Genomic DNA, 19,068 nt, shown 5'->3' on the forward strand with positions numbered 1-19,068 from the left:
ATTTTTCTCTTTATGTATTAGTAGTGTAAAGCTTCGAGTATAGACTGTAAAGTTGTGGTAATTGCTTTTAAGACAAAATAAAAAACCTCCCACCACTAACGTTAACGTTAGGGACGAGAGGTTATTAACAAAATTATTCCCGCGGTACCACCCAATTTAGTGTTGGATACACTCACTTATTGACACCGTAACGAGGCCAGACGTCAAGAGCTACTATTCGTTCACCCTTGCAACTTTAAGGCGAGTTCATGGACTTTGTGATTGACTTGCACCAACCGTCAATTCTCTAGGTCACGAGGTTCCATTACTACTCCTCATCATTGTTTTTACTAGATATAGAAGTTATGATTAATAACTCATAATTCGTATTGTATAAATTTGTCGAATAAAAGTCAATAGCTTATTTCACATTTTTGTCAAAGTTTTTATATTTTATACAACATGTCATAATTGTGAAATATTTTTTTTGGAAAATGAATATAATCCAAGACCTTTCATTAACTTGCATTTGCTTCTTTGTGAACTGCTGTACCTACTAGATGACGATCGTACAGGTAAGTAGAGATAAAACCCACCATGAAAAACATCATTAATCCATAGAATAATGCTTGCATTCCAAACAAATCAACCACTACACCACCCAAAAATGGTCCAACCATTCTACCAGCAGTAGCTACACTATTTACAACACCCTGATAGAACCCTACTTTTCCTTTAGGGGCTAACTGGTTAGCGATTGTTGGTATCGCTGGCCAGACAAACATTTCCCCAATCGTTAATATGATCATCGCAACAACAAAAACTAGAAAAACTTCTGCTTGAGCCACGACGAAAAATGCGACCATAAAAATAGCAAGACCAAAATAAATCTGCCCCTTTAATGTATGGAACCATTTTTTGATCATTAGAGAGATGATTGGCTGACCAAGTACGATTAAGGCACCATTCACAGTCCAGATAATGCTATATTGAGTTAAGCTAATACCTAACGCTTGTGTGTGAACAGAGATCGTTGATTGCCATTGAACATACGCAATCCAGCAAATAATAAAGCCGATACATAAAATTAATAAAGCCTTAAATCTTGCTTTGTTCTCCACTGCTAACCCTTGTTCAAAAATATTCGTTTGTACTGTTTCTGACGGATCTACCTTAATATTTCTAAAACCAAAGAAAGCAATTAAGAAGAAGATAATATACATAAATCCGTTTGCAAAAAATACATAATCAAACCGAAACGAAGCTACAAGACCTGCTAGCGCTGCTCCAACAGCAACACCGAGGTTCTGAGCAACATAGATGGCGTTAAAGGCTTTTCTACCTCCTGCAGGCCAAACTGAACCGGCCATCGCATACATAGACGGGTAGGTGATCCCTGATCCAAAACCTAAGCCAACCATTAATACAACATAATAAATCCAAGTGTGATAAAATGCTAACGTAAATGCGCTAACCATTGTAATGGTTATTCCCAATAGAATGGTTTTGTACCCACCAATTCGATCAAAAAGTCGTCCACCAAGCAAATTACCAACAATTCCTGCTCCTGCATTTGCCATTAAAACAAGACCGGCAACACTCAGTGATTTCCCCAACTCTTGATGAATATAGATCGTGTTAAGTGGCCACAAAAAAGAAGCGCCTGTTACGTTTATCACCATTGCGATGACTAGTAACCATAACGCTTTAGGCATAATGACCTCTACCTCTCTCTTTATCTCTATCTCTTATTTTCTTATTTCGTATCTCTAAGAATTGTATGTTATATCTCTATATTTAGCAACGCAGAATTTTGTAGAAAAATGTTACTTTCGAGATGGTCAGAGGCTTCAATAACTAAGCCAAGTTTTTACCAACGTATAGTAGATAGTGCTGTTAACAGACTTTGTTGTTCAGAAACACTTATATCCCAACTAGAAACTTCTTGCCTAATCGTCGTGAGATTGCCATATCCTTTTACAAATCCGTTTAATCTTGCGACCAAGGTTGAATTGTGAAATCTTTCTATACTTGGATACACTTCCATTAACCTTTTTACTGCTATTGGGTATCTTTTTAAATAATATTTTTGATGATAATCCTCGGCTAGTGTAAAACCATTATATGGCACAATCTCTGTTTGTATTTCTTGCTGAAGATTATTCTCTATCTTTTTTTTGACAACTTCAATTGCTTTTTTTTGAGATTGATCATGATAAAAAAGGATTGAGATGTATTGTCTCCCTTTGTAATTGCCGCGATTTGGATTGTGATTGTGCCAAAAAAATGTAAGTATCTCTTCATACGATATAGACTTTGGATCAAACTCTAGCTCAAGTGCCTCAGTATGATCGCCCATTTTTTTATAAGTAGGATTACATGTGGTTCCACCTGCATAGCCAACACGAGTCCTTAAAACACCACTAAGATGCCCGAACCGAGCATCAGGTCCCCAAAATCACCCCATCCCAAACGTTGCAATACTTTTTTCCCTCATAACTGTCACACCAACTTTCTTTAACTTTTTGTTTCATTAGTATTCGTTAGTGTAGCTTTTTAATTTACTATGCCAAGAGCAATTTTTAAAAACAAACAATAATAAACTATTATCCCATAATCTTCAAATGATTGTTCGAGCTTTTTCTAGATGTTTAAAGCCAATCTGTGATAAAATGCTCAAAAAGCCAAGATTCAGGGGGAAGAAACATGATTGATTTACGAAGTGATACAATTACAAGACCAACGCAAAAAATGCGTGAGGCTATGTATAAAGCAGAAGTTGGCGATGATGTATATGGAGAAGATCCAACCATTAATCAATTGGAAACATTAGCGGCAGAAATGTTAGGAAAAGAAGCTGCCTTGTTTGTAACAAGTGGAACTCAAGGAAATCAAATTGCTGTGCTTACTCATTGTAGACAAGGGGACGAAATCATTTTAGACGAAGACTCGCACATTGTTTATTATGAAGGTGGTGCCATTTCCGCGTTTGCAGGTGTCCAACCCCGTACAATTAAGTCAAATGCCGGAATGATTGATCCTGAAAAACTTAGACTAGCGATTCGGACAAATGATATTCATTTTCCTGATACAACGCTTATTTGCTTAGAAAATACCCATAACCGTGGAGGTGGGGCTGTCATACCACCTAGCCATATGAAAGAATTATTTGCCATTGCACAAGAACATAATGTTCCAATCCACCTAGACGGTGCACGTCTCTTCAATGCAGCTGTTGCCTTAGGTGAACCGTTAACAGCTTTTACCCAATACACAACAACGGTTCAAGTTTGCTTATCAAAAGGGCTAGGTGCTCCAGTTGGTTCTATTTTAGCAGGATCAAAAGAATTTATTGATAAAGCTCGTAAGTGGCGAAAACGATTGGGCGGTGGGTTGAGGCAAGCTGGAATATTAGGGGCGGCTGGCTTGATCGCTTTAACAGAGATGATAGATCGTTTAGCTGTAGATCACGATCATGCAAAACGTCTAGCAGAAGGAATTAGCAAACATCCACTATTAGAGGTTGTTAATAGTGTCGACACGAACATTGTTTTAGTTGATATAACGAGAACAGGAAAAGACTCTGCTCAGTTTATTGAAGAATTAAAAGAAGTAGGAATACTTGCTGTAGGTTTTGGTCCGACAACTGTTCGGTTTACCACACATTATGATTTAAGTAGTGAACAAATTGAGCAAGCTATAGATAAGGTTGTAAGTCTGTAGTGGTACTAAAAAACACTAATTATGTTAAGTAGAGAGGAATATTATGAATAAGTTAAATGAACAAATCCCAATTATGTTTGGTGAGAAAAGATACCATTCGTGGAGCTTTCATCTGCGCCAGCAGTTTGGGCAGAAAATATTTAAAGTTCCGCTAGATGCAGGTTTTGATTGTCCAAATCGAGATGGAAAGGTTGCTAGTGGCGGCTGTACATTCTGTAGTGAACGAGGCTCAGGTGATTTTGCTGGTGACAGAAAAGATGACCTTGTAACACAATTTAACACCATTAAAGCTAAGATGCACGAAAAGTGGCCTAATGGTAAATATTTAGGTTATTTTCAAGCATATACCAATACCTATGCACCTGTAGAACAGTTAAGAGAAATGTACGAAGTTATTTTAGAGCAAGAAGGTGTCGTAGGTTTGTCAATTGCTACTAGACCTGATTGCTTACCAGATGACGTCGTAGAATATTTAGGCGAGCTAAACAAAAGAACTTATCTTTGGGTGGAATTAGGATTACAAACTGTTCACCAACGAACTGCTGATTTAATTAATAGAGCCCACGACTATCAAACATATGTTGAGGGAGTAGAAAAACTAAGAAAACATAACATTCGAATTTGCTCCCATATTATCAATGGTTTGCCATTAGAGAATTATGACATGATGATGGAAACAGCGAAAGAAGTTGCAAAATTAGATGTTCAAGGGATTAAAATACACCTACTTCATCTACTTAAGAAAACTCCAATGGTAAAACAGTATGAAAAAGGGATGCTCGAGTTTATGAGTGCACAAGACTATATTAAATTGGTTTGTGATCAGTTAGAAGTTCTTCCGCCCGACATGATCGTCCACCGTTTAACGGGTGATGGTCCTGCAGATTTAATGATTGGACCAATGTGGAGTTTAAACAAATGGGAAGTACTGAACGGAATAGAGGCTGAATTGAAAAACAGAAACAGCTGGCAAGGTAAGCACTATCAAAGGGGGTAATGGTATTGAAGGTCTTAGGAATTCTCCCTTTTGCTAGACAACTCCTGACAAATGCCGTTTCTCTAGGTGACTCTGTTATCGACGGAACGGCAGGAAACGGTCATGATACGTTATTTCTAGCTCAACTCGTAGGAAAAACGGGTCACGTGTTTGCGTTTGACATCCAGGAACAAGCTATTCTAAGTACAAAAGAACGTCTAGAAACTAACGATGCTCTCTCTCAAGTAACTCTATACCAACAAGGTCACGAAGCAGTTAAAGAGCTATTACCTACATCATCTAGAGGTAATATTGCCGGTGCCATCTTTAACCTTGGCTACCTTCCTGGTGGAGACAAAGCGATTGTGACCAAACCTGATACAACTTTACTTGCTATTACCGATATTTTTTCTATGCTTAAAAAAGGTGGAATCATCGTATTAGTTATTTACTATGGTCATGAAGAAGGAAAATTAGAAAAAGACGAAGTGTTAAACTTTGTTAGTAAGATCGATCAAACGGAAGCCCATGTCTTAAGTTATCAATTTTTAAATCAAAAGAATAATCCACCTTTTATCGTTGCGATTGAAAAACGATAAAAAATAGGAGGCTGACTTATGTCAGCCTCTTTCCTTTTAATAATTAAACTGTTGGTGTTACCCAAGCCGTTCCAATGATCACCAACAAAATAAACAATACAACGATTAACGCAAAGCCACGTCCGCCTCCATGCATAGGAGCTGCAGGAGCTACAGGCATTGCACCGTATCCACATCCTGTTACAGGAGCCGCACCATAGCCTGCGCCGTGCATAGGGCCTGCTCCGAATCCAGCGCCGTGCATAGGAGCTGCTCCAAAGCCAGCGCCGTACGTAGGCGTTGCCGCACCATAAGCTGCGCCCGCTGCCGCACCCGCTAAAGGAGCTGCAGGGCCTGCAAATGGAGCTGCAGCAAAGCCAGCTGCTGTACCTGCAGCTGCACCAGTTACCGGTCCAAACATTCTAACACCACCTTCCCTGTTACATAATTCTAACCTATGCAATCAGGGAGAAATCTGAGTTAGGTATGAGCGGAATTTCGGCAAAAAAAACTAGGAACCCTTTAATACCGGGCTTGAATTGCTCTTAATTATACATATTTTTACCGTAAAAGATCTCATCCATTTCCATTGTAAGCTTCTGTGTAATTTCTTCAGCTTCTTCTCTAGCTAATTTGTCTTTTTTATATCCAAACAGATAATTATCTAAATCAAATTCTTTTAATTTACATTTAGTATGAAAGATATTCTCTTGATAAACATTTACATCAATCATATCAAACAGGTTTTTCACATCATCCGGAATGTAATTTTGGATTGAATTTATTTCATGATCAATAAACAGCTTATGGCCACTAATATCTCTCGTAAAACCACGAACACGGTAATCAATTGTCATCACATCTGTTTCAAAAGAATGGATTAAATAATTCAGTGCTTTTAATGGTGAAATCTCTCCACATGTGGAAACATCAACATCTGCTCTAAACGTACTTATTCCTTCATCAGGGTGGTATTCTGGATACGTATGAACCGTTATATGACTTTTATCTAATTGCATAACAACATTATCTGGGAGCGGACCAGGTGATTCCTCAAACTGACTTGTTGGTACTTCTACTACCGGTTCCTCGGAAATAAGCATTGTCACACTTGCTCCTTGAGGAACATAGTCCTGTTGCGCAATATTTAACACATGTGCACCAATAATATCAGAAACGGTGTTTAGTATATGAGTCAACCTTTCTGCACTGTATTGCTCATCAATATACTCTATGTAAGCTTCACGCTCTTCTTTTGTCCTAGTATAGCAAACATCATACATATTGAAGCTTAGTGATTTTGTTAAATTATTGAACCCATGCAAGGTAATTCTCTGCTCTGGTGTAAGTTTCATGAAAAAACTCCCCTTACTAAGTAGTTTGTTCAGTCTAAGTATTATTATCTTACCCATTGCTTAATGAAAAACTCAATTTCCTATGAAATTTTTGATTGGTTTTCTCAGATCATTTTGGATGAAAAAAAAAGCTTAGAGAAATAAATTGATCCTCTAAGCCTCATACTATTTTTTTAACCTTCGATAAAGCCAACCATTGATATAGAAAAACATTGTTGAACCTCCACCAATGCGAATTAATCGTTTAGCTAGTTCTCTCACGTTTCTTTGTTTCCGTACCTTTTCATCGGCTAAGTAAATCGCTAATAAACCTTTATTAATAAAATAATGGAATGATTGGTGTGGCATACTCTGAATACTTAAATCTGCTTTTTTAGCAAAATGCTCTAGCCTTTCAATTAAATGCTGTTCATCATCATAGTAAAAGCAAAAATTCAAATCTCCACCTTGTCGATCTTCTTCTTGATCGATGAAATAGTCGAGTAAAATATGCAGGCCTTGAACCCAAGGAAAGTAACTTTCCTTGACCTTTTGAGCTTCTTCTCTTGTAAAACCTTCGCTTGTAGCATAGGCGACTAAACAAAATATACCTAATGTAGAGCCTGAACACGCTGAGAACTCATACCAACTCATTGGAGGTAGTTGGTTTCTATGGGTATTAAACCAGTTTTCTAGTCTGGGTACACGTTCGTCCACTTTCACATGTTTATGTACTTGAAGGTCACAGTAATATTCCGCAAGCTCGATAATCTGTTCACCTATATTCTCATATGATGGTAAACTCTGAAGTACTTGCTGACATGTTCGTACCAACTCCTGTAAATAGCCGCCATCGTTTTGTTCTTCACGATAGCGGTAATAATTTTCTAAAGGAGCATTTGCTGTAAGTGCGTGTAGCATCGAATTATGTAAAGTACGAAAATCTCTAGGATCAAGAGATGTGCTCCTGTCACATAAATTATCTAAGTAATCACTAATTGTTTGATAAGCAACGATAAACTCAATGGTTTTATCAATATCTGCTTTAGCTAACAATCCGTAGATACTCCCACCCTCACAATGAAAGGTTTTTGTTTCAATACTTGCTAAGGCTTGTTTTCGTAATTCTGGATCAGGGATATCATCCGCCTTTTGTTTCCAATAATTTAGATTTTGGTGAACTCGCGGCAATACGTCTTTGTAAATTTTCGTCATTAACGTCAAAGGTTGCTTTGGTATACTCAAGATAAACTCCTTTCTAGAAACACTGAGCGCGTCTAAGATATGTCTCATATAAAAATATATTTTATAGATGTGACTCCATAAACCCTTTTGCTATCTCAAACACTGTTTCCTTCTCTGGCTCATTAAATACTTCGTGATACAAACCTGGAAATTCTTTATAATATTTATCGGTTAATGGGACATTATGAAACCAATCTAGTACAGCAGACTTGTCGACAATTAAATCATCTCCCCCTTGAAGGACTGCAAGTGGAACATTGGGAAAGTTATGAACATCACGGTGACTATTGGCCATTGCAGTTTTTAATTCCATAAACCAGCGGATTGAAACCTTTTTCACCATATGAATATCTGACTCATCTCTCTTTAGCATCTCTTCACATCGTGTTACTTGTGCAAGGTTAGTTGCCAAACGTAGTTTCGGAATGAATTTATTAAGGGGAATAGCACTATACTGCAAAAACTTAGATGGTGGATTGACTAAACCTAGACATGGTGAAGATAGAATAATTGCATTAACGTCTAGTTTTTTTTGAAGCATAGTCTGTATGACGGCTAAACCGCCCATACTATGGCCTAGAAGAAAGATTGGTAAGTGAAATTCCTGTGCACGTTTATACCACTCTTCTATCGTATCAATATACTCTTGAAAGCTCTCTACATGCCCTCTTGCTTTTGGCTTTCTCCCCTGACCTGGTAAATCTCCCATGACAACATGAAATCCTTCGTTGATTAACTTCTGGACTAACCATTGATAACGAACATGATGTTCATTTGCTCCATGAACTAACACAAATACCGCTTTTGCGTCTTTACTCTCCCAAACCCACATACGATCATCCCCCTATTTACTATCTATTAACTCCTAATTTTGATAAAATTGAGAGTAGTTTCCTTACTATAAATATATTGGTACTATAAAAATAACATGACAATCAGGGGGATTCAAATTATGATCTATCCTTATAAAGGAAAATTACCGGAAATTGACGAAACTGCATTTATTGCCGATTTCGTTACAGTGACAGGTGATGTAAAAATAGGGGCACACTCAAGCATATGGTTTAACACAGTTATTCGTGGTGACGTATCTCCAACTTTAATTGGAGACCGTGTAAATGTCCAAGACAATTGTACACTCCATCAAAGCCCACAATATCCATTAATAATTGAAGACGATGTGACTGTTGGCCACCAAGTACTTTTACACAGTTGTTGCATTCGTAAAAATGCATTAATAGGGATGGGCTCGATTATTCTTGACGGAGCTGAAATTGGTGAGGGTGCGTTTATCGGAGCAGGTAGCCTTGTTCCTCAGGGGAAAAAAATTCCTCCTAATACGTTAGCATTTGGTCGCCCTGCCAAAGTCATAAGAGAACTAACTGAGAATGATCTTAATGATATGGCAAGAATACGCCGTGAGTATGTAGAAAAAGGTCAATATTATAAAAGTTTGCAAGATGAAGAGAAGTGAAAGTCATTTTCAATATAATATACTAGTCTGAATGTGCGACTTAGCTATTCGGACTAGTTTTTTTGTATAGGTATGGGTGAGAAGTGAATAGGCACCTTATTGGAATTTCGAAATAAATCTTAATGGACATATTTTCCAGTTACTAGGAGGATTCGGTAACCAAGATTGATCTCGTTGCGCATATCTTCCAGTTACTAGGAGGATTCGGTAACCAAGATTGATCCTGCTGCGCATGTTTTCCAGTTACTAGGAGAATTCGGTAACCAAGATTGTTCTTGCTGCGCGTGTTTTCCAGTTTCTAGGAAGATTTGGTAACCAAGATTGATCTTGCTGCGTGTGTTTTCCAGTTACTAGGAGAATTTGGTAACCAAGATTGATCTCGTTGCGCATGTTTTCCAGTTGCTAGGAGAATTTGGTAACCAAGATTGATCTTGCTGCGCATGTTTTCCAGTTGCTAGGAGAATTCGGTAACCAAGATTGTTCTTGCTGCGCGTGTTTTCCAGTTGCTAGGAGAATTCGGTAACCAAGATTGTTCTTGCTGCGCGTGTTTTCCAGTTGCTAGGAGGATTTGGTAACCAAGAATAATATTAACTGTTGATCCATTCCAAAACGCCCCTTATTCGGACTACTTCTGTTGGGAAAGTAGTCCGAATAAAGACCAACTCTAAAATTCTTTCACTTTGCCCTCGCTACCAGTTATTTTAATCATCGTCTTCTTCTATTTGATCAGCCCTTTTTAAATTTCCATCGACCCACTTCCACCGCTTACCATTGGTGGGTTTTTTATTGTCGTACTCAAGCTCTTCGTCTTCATCTTCATCTTCGTTATCACTAAAATAGTTCTCATCATCATTTTCCATCTCATCATTACCATTACCATTATCATCATTATCATTATTTTCTTCTTCCTCTGGCGGACATCCAAAATTAAATTCATCGCCAATGATATACTCCCCAGTCTCAATTTTCATATTTGCTTGGTGCCCCTTATGAATGGCTGGACCGAAATTAAGAGAAGCGCCACCAGAAACATTCGTAATTTTTAAATTCCCTATCGTTGTCATCGGAGTTCTTAAAGGCTTCATAAATAGTCCTCCTTTCAATTCTCCCTATAGTAAGATACGAGAAGAACGGACAACCCGATTAGATGAATGTACTAAAATCTCTTAAAATGTACTCTTGTCCTATAAACCAATGTAGTAGACTCATAATAAAGATAAATAATCCCCAAAAAGGTCTGTGCATCCGCACAGACCTCCATTCGTTACTCTATCTTATATGGTCTTATTCCCCATATTTCAGTTGCATACTCACTAATCGTTCGATCACTTGAAAACTTACCAGAGTGAGCAATATTAATAATTGATTTCTTTAACCACTCTTTTTGATCCCGATAAGTGAGGTCCACTTTTTGATGTTCTTCTACATAACTATCAAAATCCTTCAGCACAAAATATTCGTCGTTATTAGATAAAATTTGATAGTAAATATCTTTAAATTCAACCTTTTCTTCCCCAAAAAATCCATCAAGTAGTTGATCTAGAACTGTTCTAAGTCTTATATCACTATTGTAAATATCTCTTGCCACATAGCCACCATGGCTATAATAATTTAATACTTGATCTGATGTTAATCCAAAAATATATATGTTGTCCTTCCCTACCATATCATGAATTTCTACATTAGCACCATCGAGTGTACCGATTGTTAAAGCGCCGTTCATCATAAACTTCATATTACCAGTTCCTGAAGCTTCCTTGCTTGCTGTGGAGATCTGCTCACTTACATCAGCCGCTGGGATGATCTTCTCTGCCATTGAAACACTATAATTCTCCAAAAATACAACCTTCAATTTCCCTTTTATATTTGGATCATTATTAACAACATTTGCAACTGTATTAATTAGTTTTATTATTTTTTTCGCAAAGAAATAACTTGGTGCTGCCTTTGCTCCAAAAATAAATGTTCGTGGGACCATGTCGATATTAGGGTTCTCACGCAGAAGATTATACAACTCCATTATATGAAAAACATTTAATAACTGGCGTTTATAAGCATGGAGTCGTTTTACTTGAACATCAAATATTGAATGCTCATCAATAACAATCCCCGTCTTATCTTTAATATACTTTGCTAAATGAATTTTGTTTTCCAATTTGACTTGCGATACCTTTTCTTGAAAAGATGCATCATTCGCATATTTTAAAATACCAATCAAGTCACGTGGTTGCTTTAACCAACGCTGGCCAATAGATTCAGTAATATGCTCCGCAAGCTTTGGATTTGCGTTCATTAACCACCTGCGATGAGTGATCCCATTGGTTTTATTATTAAACTTTTCTGGATATACGGTGAAGAAGTTATTCATTTCCCTGTGCTTTAAAATTTCTGTATGAAGCTTTGCAACTCCGTTCACACTGAAACTACCCACAATCGCTAAATGTGCCATTCGAACTTGATCATGAGCAATGATTGCTAAATTACTTATTCGATCAAACTCTCCAGGATACCTTTCCCAGAGCTGACGGCAAAAACGCTCATTTATTTCTTCAACGATCATATAAATTCGTGGCAATAACTCTCGAAAAAGATTAATTGGCCATTTTTCTAAAGCTTCAACGAGCGTAGTGTGATTCGTATAAGCACATGTTTTTGTTGTAATATCCCAAGCTTCGTCCCAACTAAGTCCCTCTTCATCCATTAGTATTCGCATTAGCTCAGGAATAATTAAGACTGGATGTGTGTCATTAATGTGAAAAACTACTTTGTCGGGTAAATCTAACAAACTATGCTTAGACTTTCTTCTCAATGAGTTTATAATGCTTTGAAGTCCAGCAGAAACAAGAAAATATTGTTGCTTTAAACGAAGCTTCTTACCTTCATAATGAGAATCATCTGGGTATAAAAACTCTGAAATAGACTCAATTGATCGTTTATAGTTTAGAAACTTGTAGTAGTTTTCTCGATCTGATGTTTGAATTTCATGCTCGTTAATCGATGGTTCAGCACTCCATAGTCTTAGGGTATTAACGGTTTTATTTTCGAAACCAACTACTGGAACATCATAAGGAACAGCTAATACAGCTTCATAATTTTTATGCTGGAATGCTAACTTCCCATTTATTTCCTCACTCTCAACATGCCCTCCGAAGCAAACCGTGACTGATCGATCCGAACGACGTACTTCCCAAACATAATCTTCTTTTAACCAGTAATCAGGAAGTTCAACTTGATATCCGTCAATTACTTTTTGTTCGAAAAGACCATATTTATAGCGGATACCACATCCATGTCCCGGCAACTGTAAAGAAGCAATAGAATCTAAGAAACACGCAGCAAGGCGACCTAATCCACCATTCCCGAGACCTGCGTCATGTTCTTCCTCAAATATAGTGGCGAGATTAATTCCTAGTTCTTCAAAGCCCTCTTTTACAACGTTTTCAATTGTTAGATTTAACATATTTGAATGTAAAAGGCGCCCCATTAAAAATTCCATAGAGAAATAGTAGACCTGCTTCTGTCCGCTCATTTGATATTGCTTATTTGTGCTTATCCAGTTTTTGCTCAAATGATTTCGAACCATCGTACCTAACGTATTGTAAAGATCAAGGGGAGATGCTTCATCAAGAGTTTTACTGCGTATATTGGCTAATGTTTCTAAAAATTCTTTAATAAAAGTTTGTTTATCTGCAAATATATTAGACTCTTCTAAAGTAATAATCGGATTGTTTTCATTCGAGCTAAAAGTCATTTAATAGCCTCCTGTTACGCTGAGATAAAGATCAACGTATCCTCTTGCTGATTTATTCCAACTGTTATCCGACTTTGCCATGTTCTTCATCAACGCAGACCATAAAGTTGGATCCTCATAAACAGATAACGCGCCTTTTATTGTAAACAGAAAGTCGTGGGCATTATAATTAGCAAAACTAAATCCATTACCCTGCAGCGTTTCTACAATAAAAGGTCTTACTGTATCAACTAGTCCACCAGTTTCTCTAACAACAGGTGCACTTCCATAACGAAGAGCAATTAACTGCCCAATACCACATGGCTCAAACCGTGATGGCATTAAAAATAGATCACTTGCTGCATAAATCTTTCTGGCAAATCCCTCATTAAATGTAATATGAGTGGAAACTTTCTCTGGATATCTTGTTGCAGCGTCTAAGAAGTATTGTTCGTATTCTCTATCACCTGTACCTAGTATTACAATTTGAACATCTTCCTTTACAAGGTCTTCAAAGATATGAGTAACCAAGTCTAATCCTTTTTGTTCTACCAAACGTGTAACGATAGCAAGCATCGGTACCTCTTCTTGCTCAGGTAAACCTAACTGCTGTTGCAATTCACGTTTATTTTTTTGTTTTTTGCTTTTGGCACTTCGGTAAGGGAACGTTAAATTTGGATCGTTCATAGGATCATATTCCAAGTAGTCAAGGCCATTAACGATGCCGTGTAGTTCACCACTACGGTATCTTAATAAACCATCTAACTTCTCACCATAATAAGGATTTTGAATTTCATTGGCATACGTTTCACTTACCGTTGTAAGAATGTTTGCATGGATGAGAGCACTTTTGAGGTAATTCACACAACCATCAAACTCCACACCCTCAAAATGTTCTTCCCCTAAAGCTAATAATTCAAAGTGAACTTCTTTTGGAAATATCCCTTGGTATTTTAGATTATGAATTGTAAACATTGTTTTTACTTCATGATAAAACGGCTGTTCACAATAGTGAGTCTTTAAAAATAAAGGGATTAGCGCTGATTGCCAATCATGACAATGGATCACATCAGGTTGAAAATCAATCTGTGGTAACATTTCTAAGACTGCTCGATTAAAATATGCAAATCTTTCTGCATCATCATAAAATCCATAAAGACCTTCCCGCTTGAAGTAATATTCGTTATCGATGAAATAGTAGGTTAGTTCATCTTTTACTAACATTTCTACACCAACGTATTGGTTTCGCCATCCTACTGGGACAGTACCCGTGTAGATTGTCTCCATATCTGTCTTAAAACCTTCAGGGATCGCTTCATATTTAGGAAGAACGACACGAACGTCTATGCCTTCTTTCTTTAATTCTTTTGGTAGTGCACCAATCACATCAGCAAGTCCCCCTGTTTTAATAAATGGGGTACATTCAGTAGCAACGAATAGGACTTTCATTAATTAACATCTCCTTATGAATACTGTTCAATATAGACTAAGAAGCATGACTATTTCATACTCCTTAGTCCTATCTTTTTAAGACTCTATTAAATTACTTTTTGCTTTGGAATAACAAATGGCATTTGTTCATTTCCAATTAATCGTTTTCCTTCTGTTAGTGTTACATCTTTATCTAGAATGACATTTTCTAAAATTGAATTTTCTTGAATATCACAACGTTGCATGACAATAGAGTTTTTAATCACTGCACCCTTTTTTACAACGACACCTCGGAACAAGATGCTATTTTCAACTGTGCCCTCAATGATGCAACCATTTCCTACTAATGAATTTGATACAACAGACCCTTGTAAATACCTAGCAGGTGGTTCATTCTTAACTTTAGTCAAAATTGTCTGTTCGCTGAAGAATAACTCTCGGTAAAAATCTGGGTTTAAGATCTGCAAACTATTTTTATAATAGCTTTGCACTGAATTTACCACTGAATAAACACCTTTATATTCAAAAGCCTGAACATTTAAATTTGCAGTTTCGCTTGCAATACAATCATTGAAGAAATGAGTTGCACCATGGGCAATACCATACTCAACAAGCTGTAATAATAGTTTTTTACTAACTAAGTACATATTCATATAAACATTATTGTTATATTCCTCGTTTGTTACCTTAATGACACGTCCCTCATCAGACGTTTCTAATTTTCTGCAGTGCTTATGTTCTGGCTCTAACATCTCAACTTTCTTATAAATCACCGTTACATCCGCACCTGTTTTTAGGTGATGTTCATAGACTTCTTGGTAGTCAACAGTACAAATATGTTGGCTCCCGGAAACGAGTACATATTCTGCTTTTCCACGATAAAAGTAGTCTAAGTTATTATGAAAATGTTGCAAATCACCTTTTGATATGTCTGTTGGATCATTCCAATCTGGTGGCAAGATAAATAAACCGCCATATTTTGTATCTAAGTCCCAAGACTTCCCTTTCCCTAAGTGATCCATTAACGATCGGTATTTTTTTCTTGTAAAGACCGCAATATCCGTCATACCTGCATGTGTCATATTAGATATAACAAAGTCAATCAGACGGTACCTTCCGGCAAACGGTACAGCAGCACCACAACGAAAGTACGTTAACTCGTTTAAGAAATCTTGCTCATTATCTAAATTTATTACTCCCATAATTTCCATAGTCCCGTAGACCCCCTTAGTGTACTTTCGTCTGAACTGTATCTTCTTCAGCCATAATTCGGCTATTCTCACCTATTAAGACAATATCTCTTTCGTCTCCAACCTTTGCCCTAATAATTGCTCCGTCTTCAATTACTGTGTTCTCACCAATAATTGCTTTTTCAATGACCACATTTTTTCCTACTTTTACATTTGGCATGATCACCGAATCCTTAACCATACTTCCTTCGCCAATTTGAACTCCATAGAACAAAATAGAGTGATCAATGTTACCATCAACCAAACATCCTTCGTTAATCAGTGATTGACTAACGGTAGCTCTACTAGATATGTATTGTGGAGGTTGATTAGGATTTACAGAATACATTCGCCAACCAGACTCATTTAAGTTAAACTGTGGTTCATTTTCAAGTAAGTCCATGTTTGCTTCCCAAAGGCTCTCTACAGTTCCTACATCTTTCCAGTAACCTTCAAATTGATAAGCATACAATCGTTTACCATCTTGTAATAAAGTTGGTAAGACGTTTTTCCCAAAGTCATGACTTGAGTGTGGATTTTGAGCATCCTCGATTAAATAACTTTTTAATAGTTCCCAGTTAAAGATATAAATGCCCATTGATGCCAAATTGCTTTGTGGATTTGCAGGTTTTTCATCAAATGTATGAATACGTAAATCGTCTGTAGTGTTTAATATTCCAAATCTACTCGCTTCTTCCCAAGGTACTTCAATGACAGATATTGTTACGTCCGCTTCTTTTTGCTTGTGATGCTTAAGCATCTTTGCGTAGTTCATCTTGTAAATATGATCCCCTGATAATATAAGGACGTATTTTGGGTTATATTGCTCAATAAAATTTATATTTTGATAGATTGCATCCGCAGTACCCTTATACCAATCTCCACCGTTTTGAGCTTGGAATGGTGGCAGTACTGTAACCCCACCATGTTTTCGATCTAAGCTCCAGGCGGAACCAATCCCAATGTAGGAATTAAGAACAAGAGGTTGATACTGAGTCAGGACACCAACAGTATCAATACCAGAGTTGGTACAATTACTTAATGGAAAATCAATGATACGGTATTTGCCGCCAAAGTAAACAGCAGGTTTAGCTAGGTTTTTTGTTAGAAGCTCTAGTCTCTTCCCCTCTCCCCCTGCTAGTAACATTGCGACGCACTCTTTTTTTCTGTTCATTGTGAATACCCCCCTGTAAAGTTTGCGAAATTGGAATGTTAATTGGTCGAAATACACTAATTGATAATGGTGGAACGGTAACCTCGATTGTAAAAGCTTGGTTATGCCAATTCTCATCTCTTGCTTTGATAAGCCCAGTATTTATTTGACCTGAACCACCGTATTCAATTGAATCACTATTAAACTCTTCCTGATAATCAGTAAGTAATGGAACACCAATCTTATATTGGTGGTACACCACAGGTGTGAAATTACAAATAATAATTAACTGTTCTCTTTCTGTTAGGCCCTTCCTAATAAATGAAATAATACTTTGTTCATAGTTATTAGGGTCAATCCACTCGAACCCATCTTGCTCATGATCTAGTTGCCAAAGAGCTTTCTCATTTAAATACAGTTCATTTAATTTTTCGACGTAACGTTTCATTTTCAAGTGCATTTCATAATCTAATAGTTCCCAGTCAAGATCCTCAAGCTCTTTCCACTCATCAAACTGACCAAATTCCCCACCCATAAACAAGAGCTTCTTCCCAGGGTGTGTAGCCATGTATCCTAAAAACACCCGTAAATTAGCGAATTTCTGCCAATAGTCCCCAGGCATCTTATTTAACAATGACTTTTTCCCGTGAACAACTTCATCATGAGAAAGAGGCAAGATAAAGTTCTCTGAGAATGCGTATAGAAAAGAGAATGTAATTAAATGATGATGATATTTTCTGTGAATTGGATCTAATTCCATATATTTAAGCATGTCATTCATCCAGCCCATGTTCCATTTAAAGTTAAAGCCTAGTCCTCCAAGATATGTAGGTCCACTAACATTAGGCCAGGCAGTCGATTCCTCAGCCATCATTAAAGCTTCTGGATAGTAATGGAAAACTGTTTCATTTAATTTACGTAAAAAAGCGATTGCTTCTAAGTTTTCATATCCTCCAAATTGGTTACGAACCTCTGCCTCTTCATCACTTTTTCCGTGATTATAGTAAAGCATGCTAGACACAGCATCTACTCGGAGACCATCAATATGGTAAACATCCATCCAAAATAGTGCATTTGAAATTAGAAAGGAGACTACCTCTGGTCTACCAAAATCAAACGTCAAAGTTCCCCATTCTTTCTTTTCCGCTTTCTGTATGTCTTCGTACTCAAAAACTGGTTTACCATCAAAAAGACGCAATCCATGGTCATCCTTACAAAAATGACCAGGTACCCAATCGAGTAGGACACCAATCCCTTTCTGATGACAACAATCGATGAAATATTTAAAATCGTCAGGTGTGCCGTAGCGACTTGTTACTGAAAAATAACCTGTTAACTGATAGCCCCATGATTTATCAAAAGGATGTTCTGACACAGGCAAAATCTCTATATGTGTATATCCCAACTCCTTTACGTAATCCACAAGTTCATGGGCAAGTTCGCGATATGTATAGAATTCCCCATTTTCATGTAGCTTCCAAGATCCTAGATGTACTTCGTAGATTAAGAGTGGTTCCTCATATATATTTTGTTGTTGCTTGCGTTTATACCAACTCTGATCATTCCATTTGTAACCGCTTAGGGATGTCACTTTAGAGGCAGTATTTGGTCTAACTTCAGAGAAAAAAGCATAGGGATCTGCTTTTCGAAGTATATCCCCTTTCTCAGTATGTATTTCATACTTGTACAAATCTCCATCCTTTAATCCAGGAATAAATAGTGACCAGATACCGTTCTCACTCACTCGATTCATTTCATGTAATGTTCCATTCCAGCTATTGAAATTTCCTACAACACTAACATTTTCTGCATTTGGTGCCCACATCGTGAAACGAACTCCACTTTTCCCTTTTTCGTTAAGGAGATGTGCCCCCATAACTGTATAACTTTGAAATAGGTTTCCCTGATGAAATAAATATAGATCATGATCACTTATGATTGGAGTAGTTCCCACAAGTCCCTTCCTTTCCTAACTTTACTATATTAAATTACTAAATCTTCTAAATTTTCACTATTAATAAATTTCTATTACAAAAAAACTAATACCTCTATATTAATACCAAAAATAGTGAAAATTCATATTTTTCTTGTGACAAAATCCTACAAAGAATTGTGAATAATTATTCATTTTTACAAAACCTTAGAAAAAATTCTTTTTATAACGGCAACGGTAAACGCTTACGCAGTAACGACAAAATCTAACATTCCAATTGTGA

15 protein-coding genes, 1 pseudogene and 1 other annotated feature are annotated in these 19,068 nt (G+C 37.0%); of the genes and pseudogenes, 4 read left to right on the top strand and 12 right to left on the bottom strand.

Going from position 1 to position 19,068, the window contains the following annotated elements; genetic code table 11:
- Nucleotides 1-106: 106 nt before the first annotated feature.
- Nucleotides 107-330, bottom strand: a binding site (T-box leader).
- A 167-nt stretch (nucleotides 331-497) separates the two neighbouring features.
- Nucleotides 498-1,694: an MDR family MFS transporter gene (locus DS745_RS20155; protein WP_129080004.1), complete on the bottom strand. Its 1,197-nt coding sequence runs from the start codon at nucleotides 1,692-1,694 to the stop codon at nucleotides 498-500.
- A gap of 155 nt (nucleotides 1,695-1,849) precedes the next feature.
- A pseudogene (locus DS745_RS20160) lies at nucleotides 1,850-2,425 on the bottom strand (peptide-methionine (S)-S-oxide reductase MsrA); the annotation flags it as partial.
- 260 nt (nucleotides 2,426-2,685) lie between these two features.
- On the opposite strand from DS745_RS20160, the gene ltaE reads away from it, so the two are divergent.
- Genes ltaE through mnmM form a run of 3 tightly spaced genes read left to right on the top strand, consistent with a single transcriptional unit; the run spans nucleotide 2,686 to nucleotide 5,277 of the window.
- A complete protein-coding gene (gene ltaE / locus DS745_RS20165; RefSeq protein WP_129080006.1) occupies nucleotides 2,686-3,702 on the top strand; it encodes a low-specificity L-threonine aldolase in 1,017 nt (338 codons plus the stop codon).
- Nucleotides 3,703-3,745: 43 nt separating this feature from the next.
- Complete coding sequence (mnmL, locus tag DS745_RS20170; RefSeq protein ID WP_129080007.1) at nucleotides 3,746-4,699, top strand: tRNA modification radical SAM protein MnmL/YtqA; 954 nt, start codon at nucleotides 3,746-3,748, stop codon at nucleotides 4,697-4,699.
- Nucleotides 4,700-4,704: 5 nt separating this feature from the next.
- Nucleotides 4,705-5,277 carry a tRNA 5-(aminomethyl)-2-thiouridylate-methyltransferase MnmM gene (mnmM, locus tag DS745_RS20175; RefSeq protein WP_129080008.1) on the top strand — a complete coding sequence of 191 codons (573 nt, stop codon included), beginning with the start codon at nucleotides 4,705-4,707 and terminating at the stop codon, nucleotides 5,275-5,277.
- 43 nt (nucleotides 5,278-5,320) lie between these two features.
- Here the strand turns inward: mnmM and DS745_RS25220 are convergent, their stop codons facing one another.
- The 4 genes from DS745_RS25220 to DS745_RS20195 form a co-directional block, all read right to left on the bottom strand.
- A complete protein-coding gene (locus DS745_RS25220; RefSeq protein ID WP_241657874.1) occupies nucleotides 5,321-5,677 on the bottom strand; it encodes a YjcZ family sporulation protein in 357 nt (118 codons plus the stop codon).
- Nucleotides 5,678-5,801: 124 nt separating this feature from the next.
- Nucleotides 5,802-6,611, bottom strand: a complete 810-nt coding sequence (speD, locus tag DS745_RS20185) for an adenosylmethionine decarboxylase (protein WP_129080009.1) — start codon at nucleotides 6,609-6,611, stop codon at nucleotides 5,802-5,804.
- 165 nt (nucleotides 6,612-6,776) lie between these two features.
- Nucleotides 6,777-7,835: a tetraprenyl-beta-curcumene synthase family protein gene (locus tag DS745_RS20190; protein WP_129080010.1), complete on the bottom strand. Its 1,059-nt coding sequence runs from the start codon at nucleotides 7,833-7,835 to the stop codon at nucleotides 6,777-6,779.
- Nucleotides 7,836-7,896: 61 nt separating this feature from the next.
- Nucleotides 7,897-8,667 (bottom strand): alpha/beta hydrolase, encoded by a 771-nt coding sequence (locus DS745_RS20195; protein ID WP_129080011.1) that lies wholly within the window; start codon nucleotides 8,665-8,667, stop codon nucleotides 7,897-7,899.
- A gap of 120 nt (nucleotides 8,668-8,787) precedes the next feature.
- Between DS745_RS20195 and DS745_RS20200 the strand changes: the two genes are divergently transcribed.
- On the top strand, nucleotides 8,788-9,309 hold the full coding sequence (locus DS745_RS20200) for a gamma carbonic anhydrase (protein ID WP_129080012.1): 522 nt from the start codon (nucleotides 8,788-8,790) through the stop codon (nucleotides 9,307-9,309).
- A 701-nt stretch (nucleotides 9,310-10,010) separates the two neighbouring features.
- On the opposite strand, the gene DS745_RS20205 is transcribed toward DS745_RS20200, so the two are convergent.
- From DS745_RS20205 to glgB, 6 genes are all read right to left on the bottom strand, one after another.
- Nucleotides 10,011-10,394, bottom strand: a complete 384-nt coding sequence (locus DS745_RS20205; RefSeq protein ID WP_129080013.1) for a hypothetical protein — start codon at nucleotides 10,392-10,394, stop codon at nucleotides 10,011-10,013.
- A 179-nt stretch (nucleotides 10,395-10,573) separates the two neighbouring features.
- On the bottom strand, nucleotides 10,574-13,060 hold the full coding sequence (locus DS745_RS20210) for a glycogen/starch/alpha-glucan phosphorylase (protein WP_277750940.1): 2,487 nt from the start codon (nucleotides 13,058-13,060) through the stop codon (nucleotides 10,574-10,576).
- Entirely contained in the window at nucleotides 13,061-14,488 is a 1,428-nt protein-coding gene (gene glgA, locus DS745_RS20215; protein WP_129080014.1) for a glycogen synthase GlgA, read from the bottom strand. It abuts the gene before it with no gap.
- Between the two features lie 89 nt (nucleotides 14,489-14,577).
- On the bottom strand, nucleotides 14,578-15,681 hold the full coding sequence (gene glgD / locus DS745_RS20220) for a glucose-1-phosphate adenylyltransferase subunit GlgD (protein ID WP_129080015.1): 1,104 nt from the start codon (nucleotides 15,679-15,681) through the stop codon (nucleotides 14,578-14,580).
- 16 nt (nucleotides 15,682-15,697) lie between these two features.
- The gene (locus DS745_RS20225; protein ID WP_129080016.1) at nucleotides 15,698-16,873 is read right to left on the bottom strand and encodes a glucose-1-phosphate adenylyltransferase; all 1,176 of its coding nucleotides are present in this window, start codon (nucleotides 16,871-16,873) and stop codon (nucleotides 15,698-15,700) included.
- A complete protein-coding gene (glgB, locus tag DS745_RS20230; protein ID WP_241657875.1) occupies nucleotides 16,788-18,806 on the bottom strand; it encodes a 1,4-alpha-glucan branching protein GlgB in 2,019 nt (672 codons plus the stop codon). The genes DS745_RS20225 and glgB overlap by 86 nt, the downstream gene beginning before the upstream one ends.
- Between the last annotated feature and the right edge of the window lie 262 nt (nucleotides 18,807-19,068).

This window comes from Anaerobacillus alkaliphilus (assembly GCF_004116265.1).
GTDB lineage: Bacteria > Bacillota > Bacilli > Bacillales > Anaerobacillaceae > Anaerobacillus > Anaerobacillus alkaliphilus.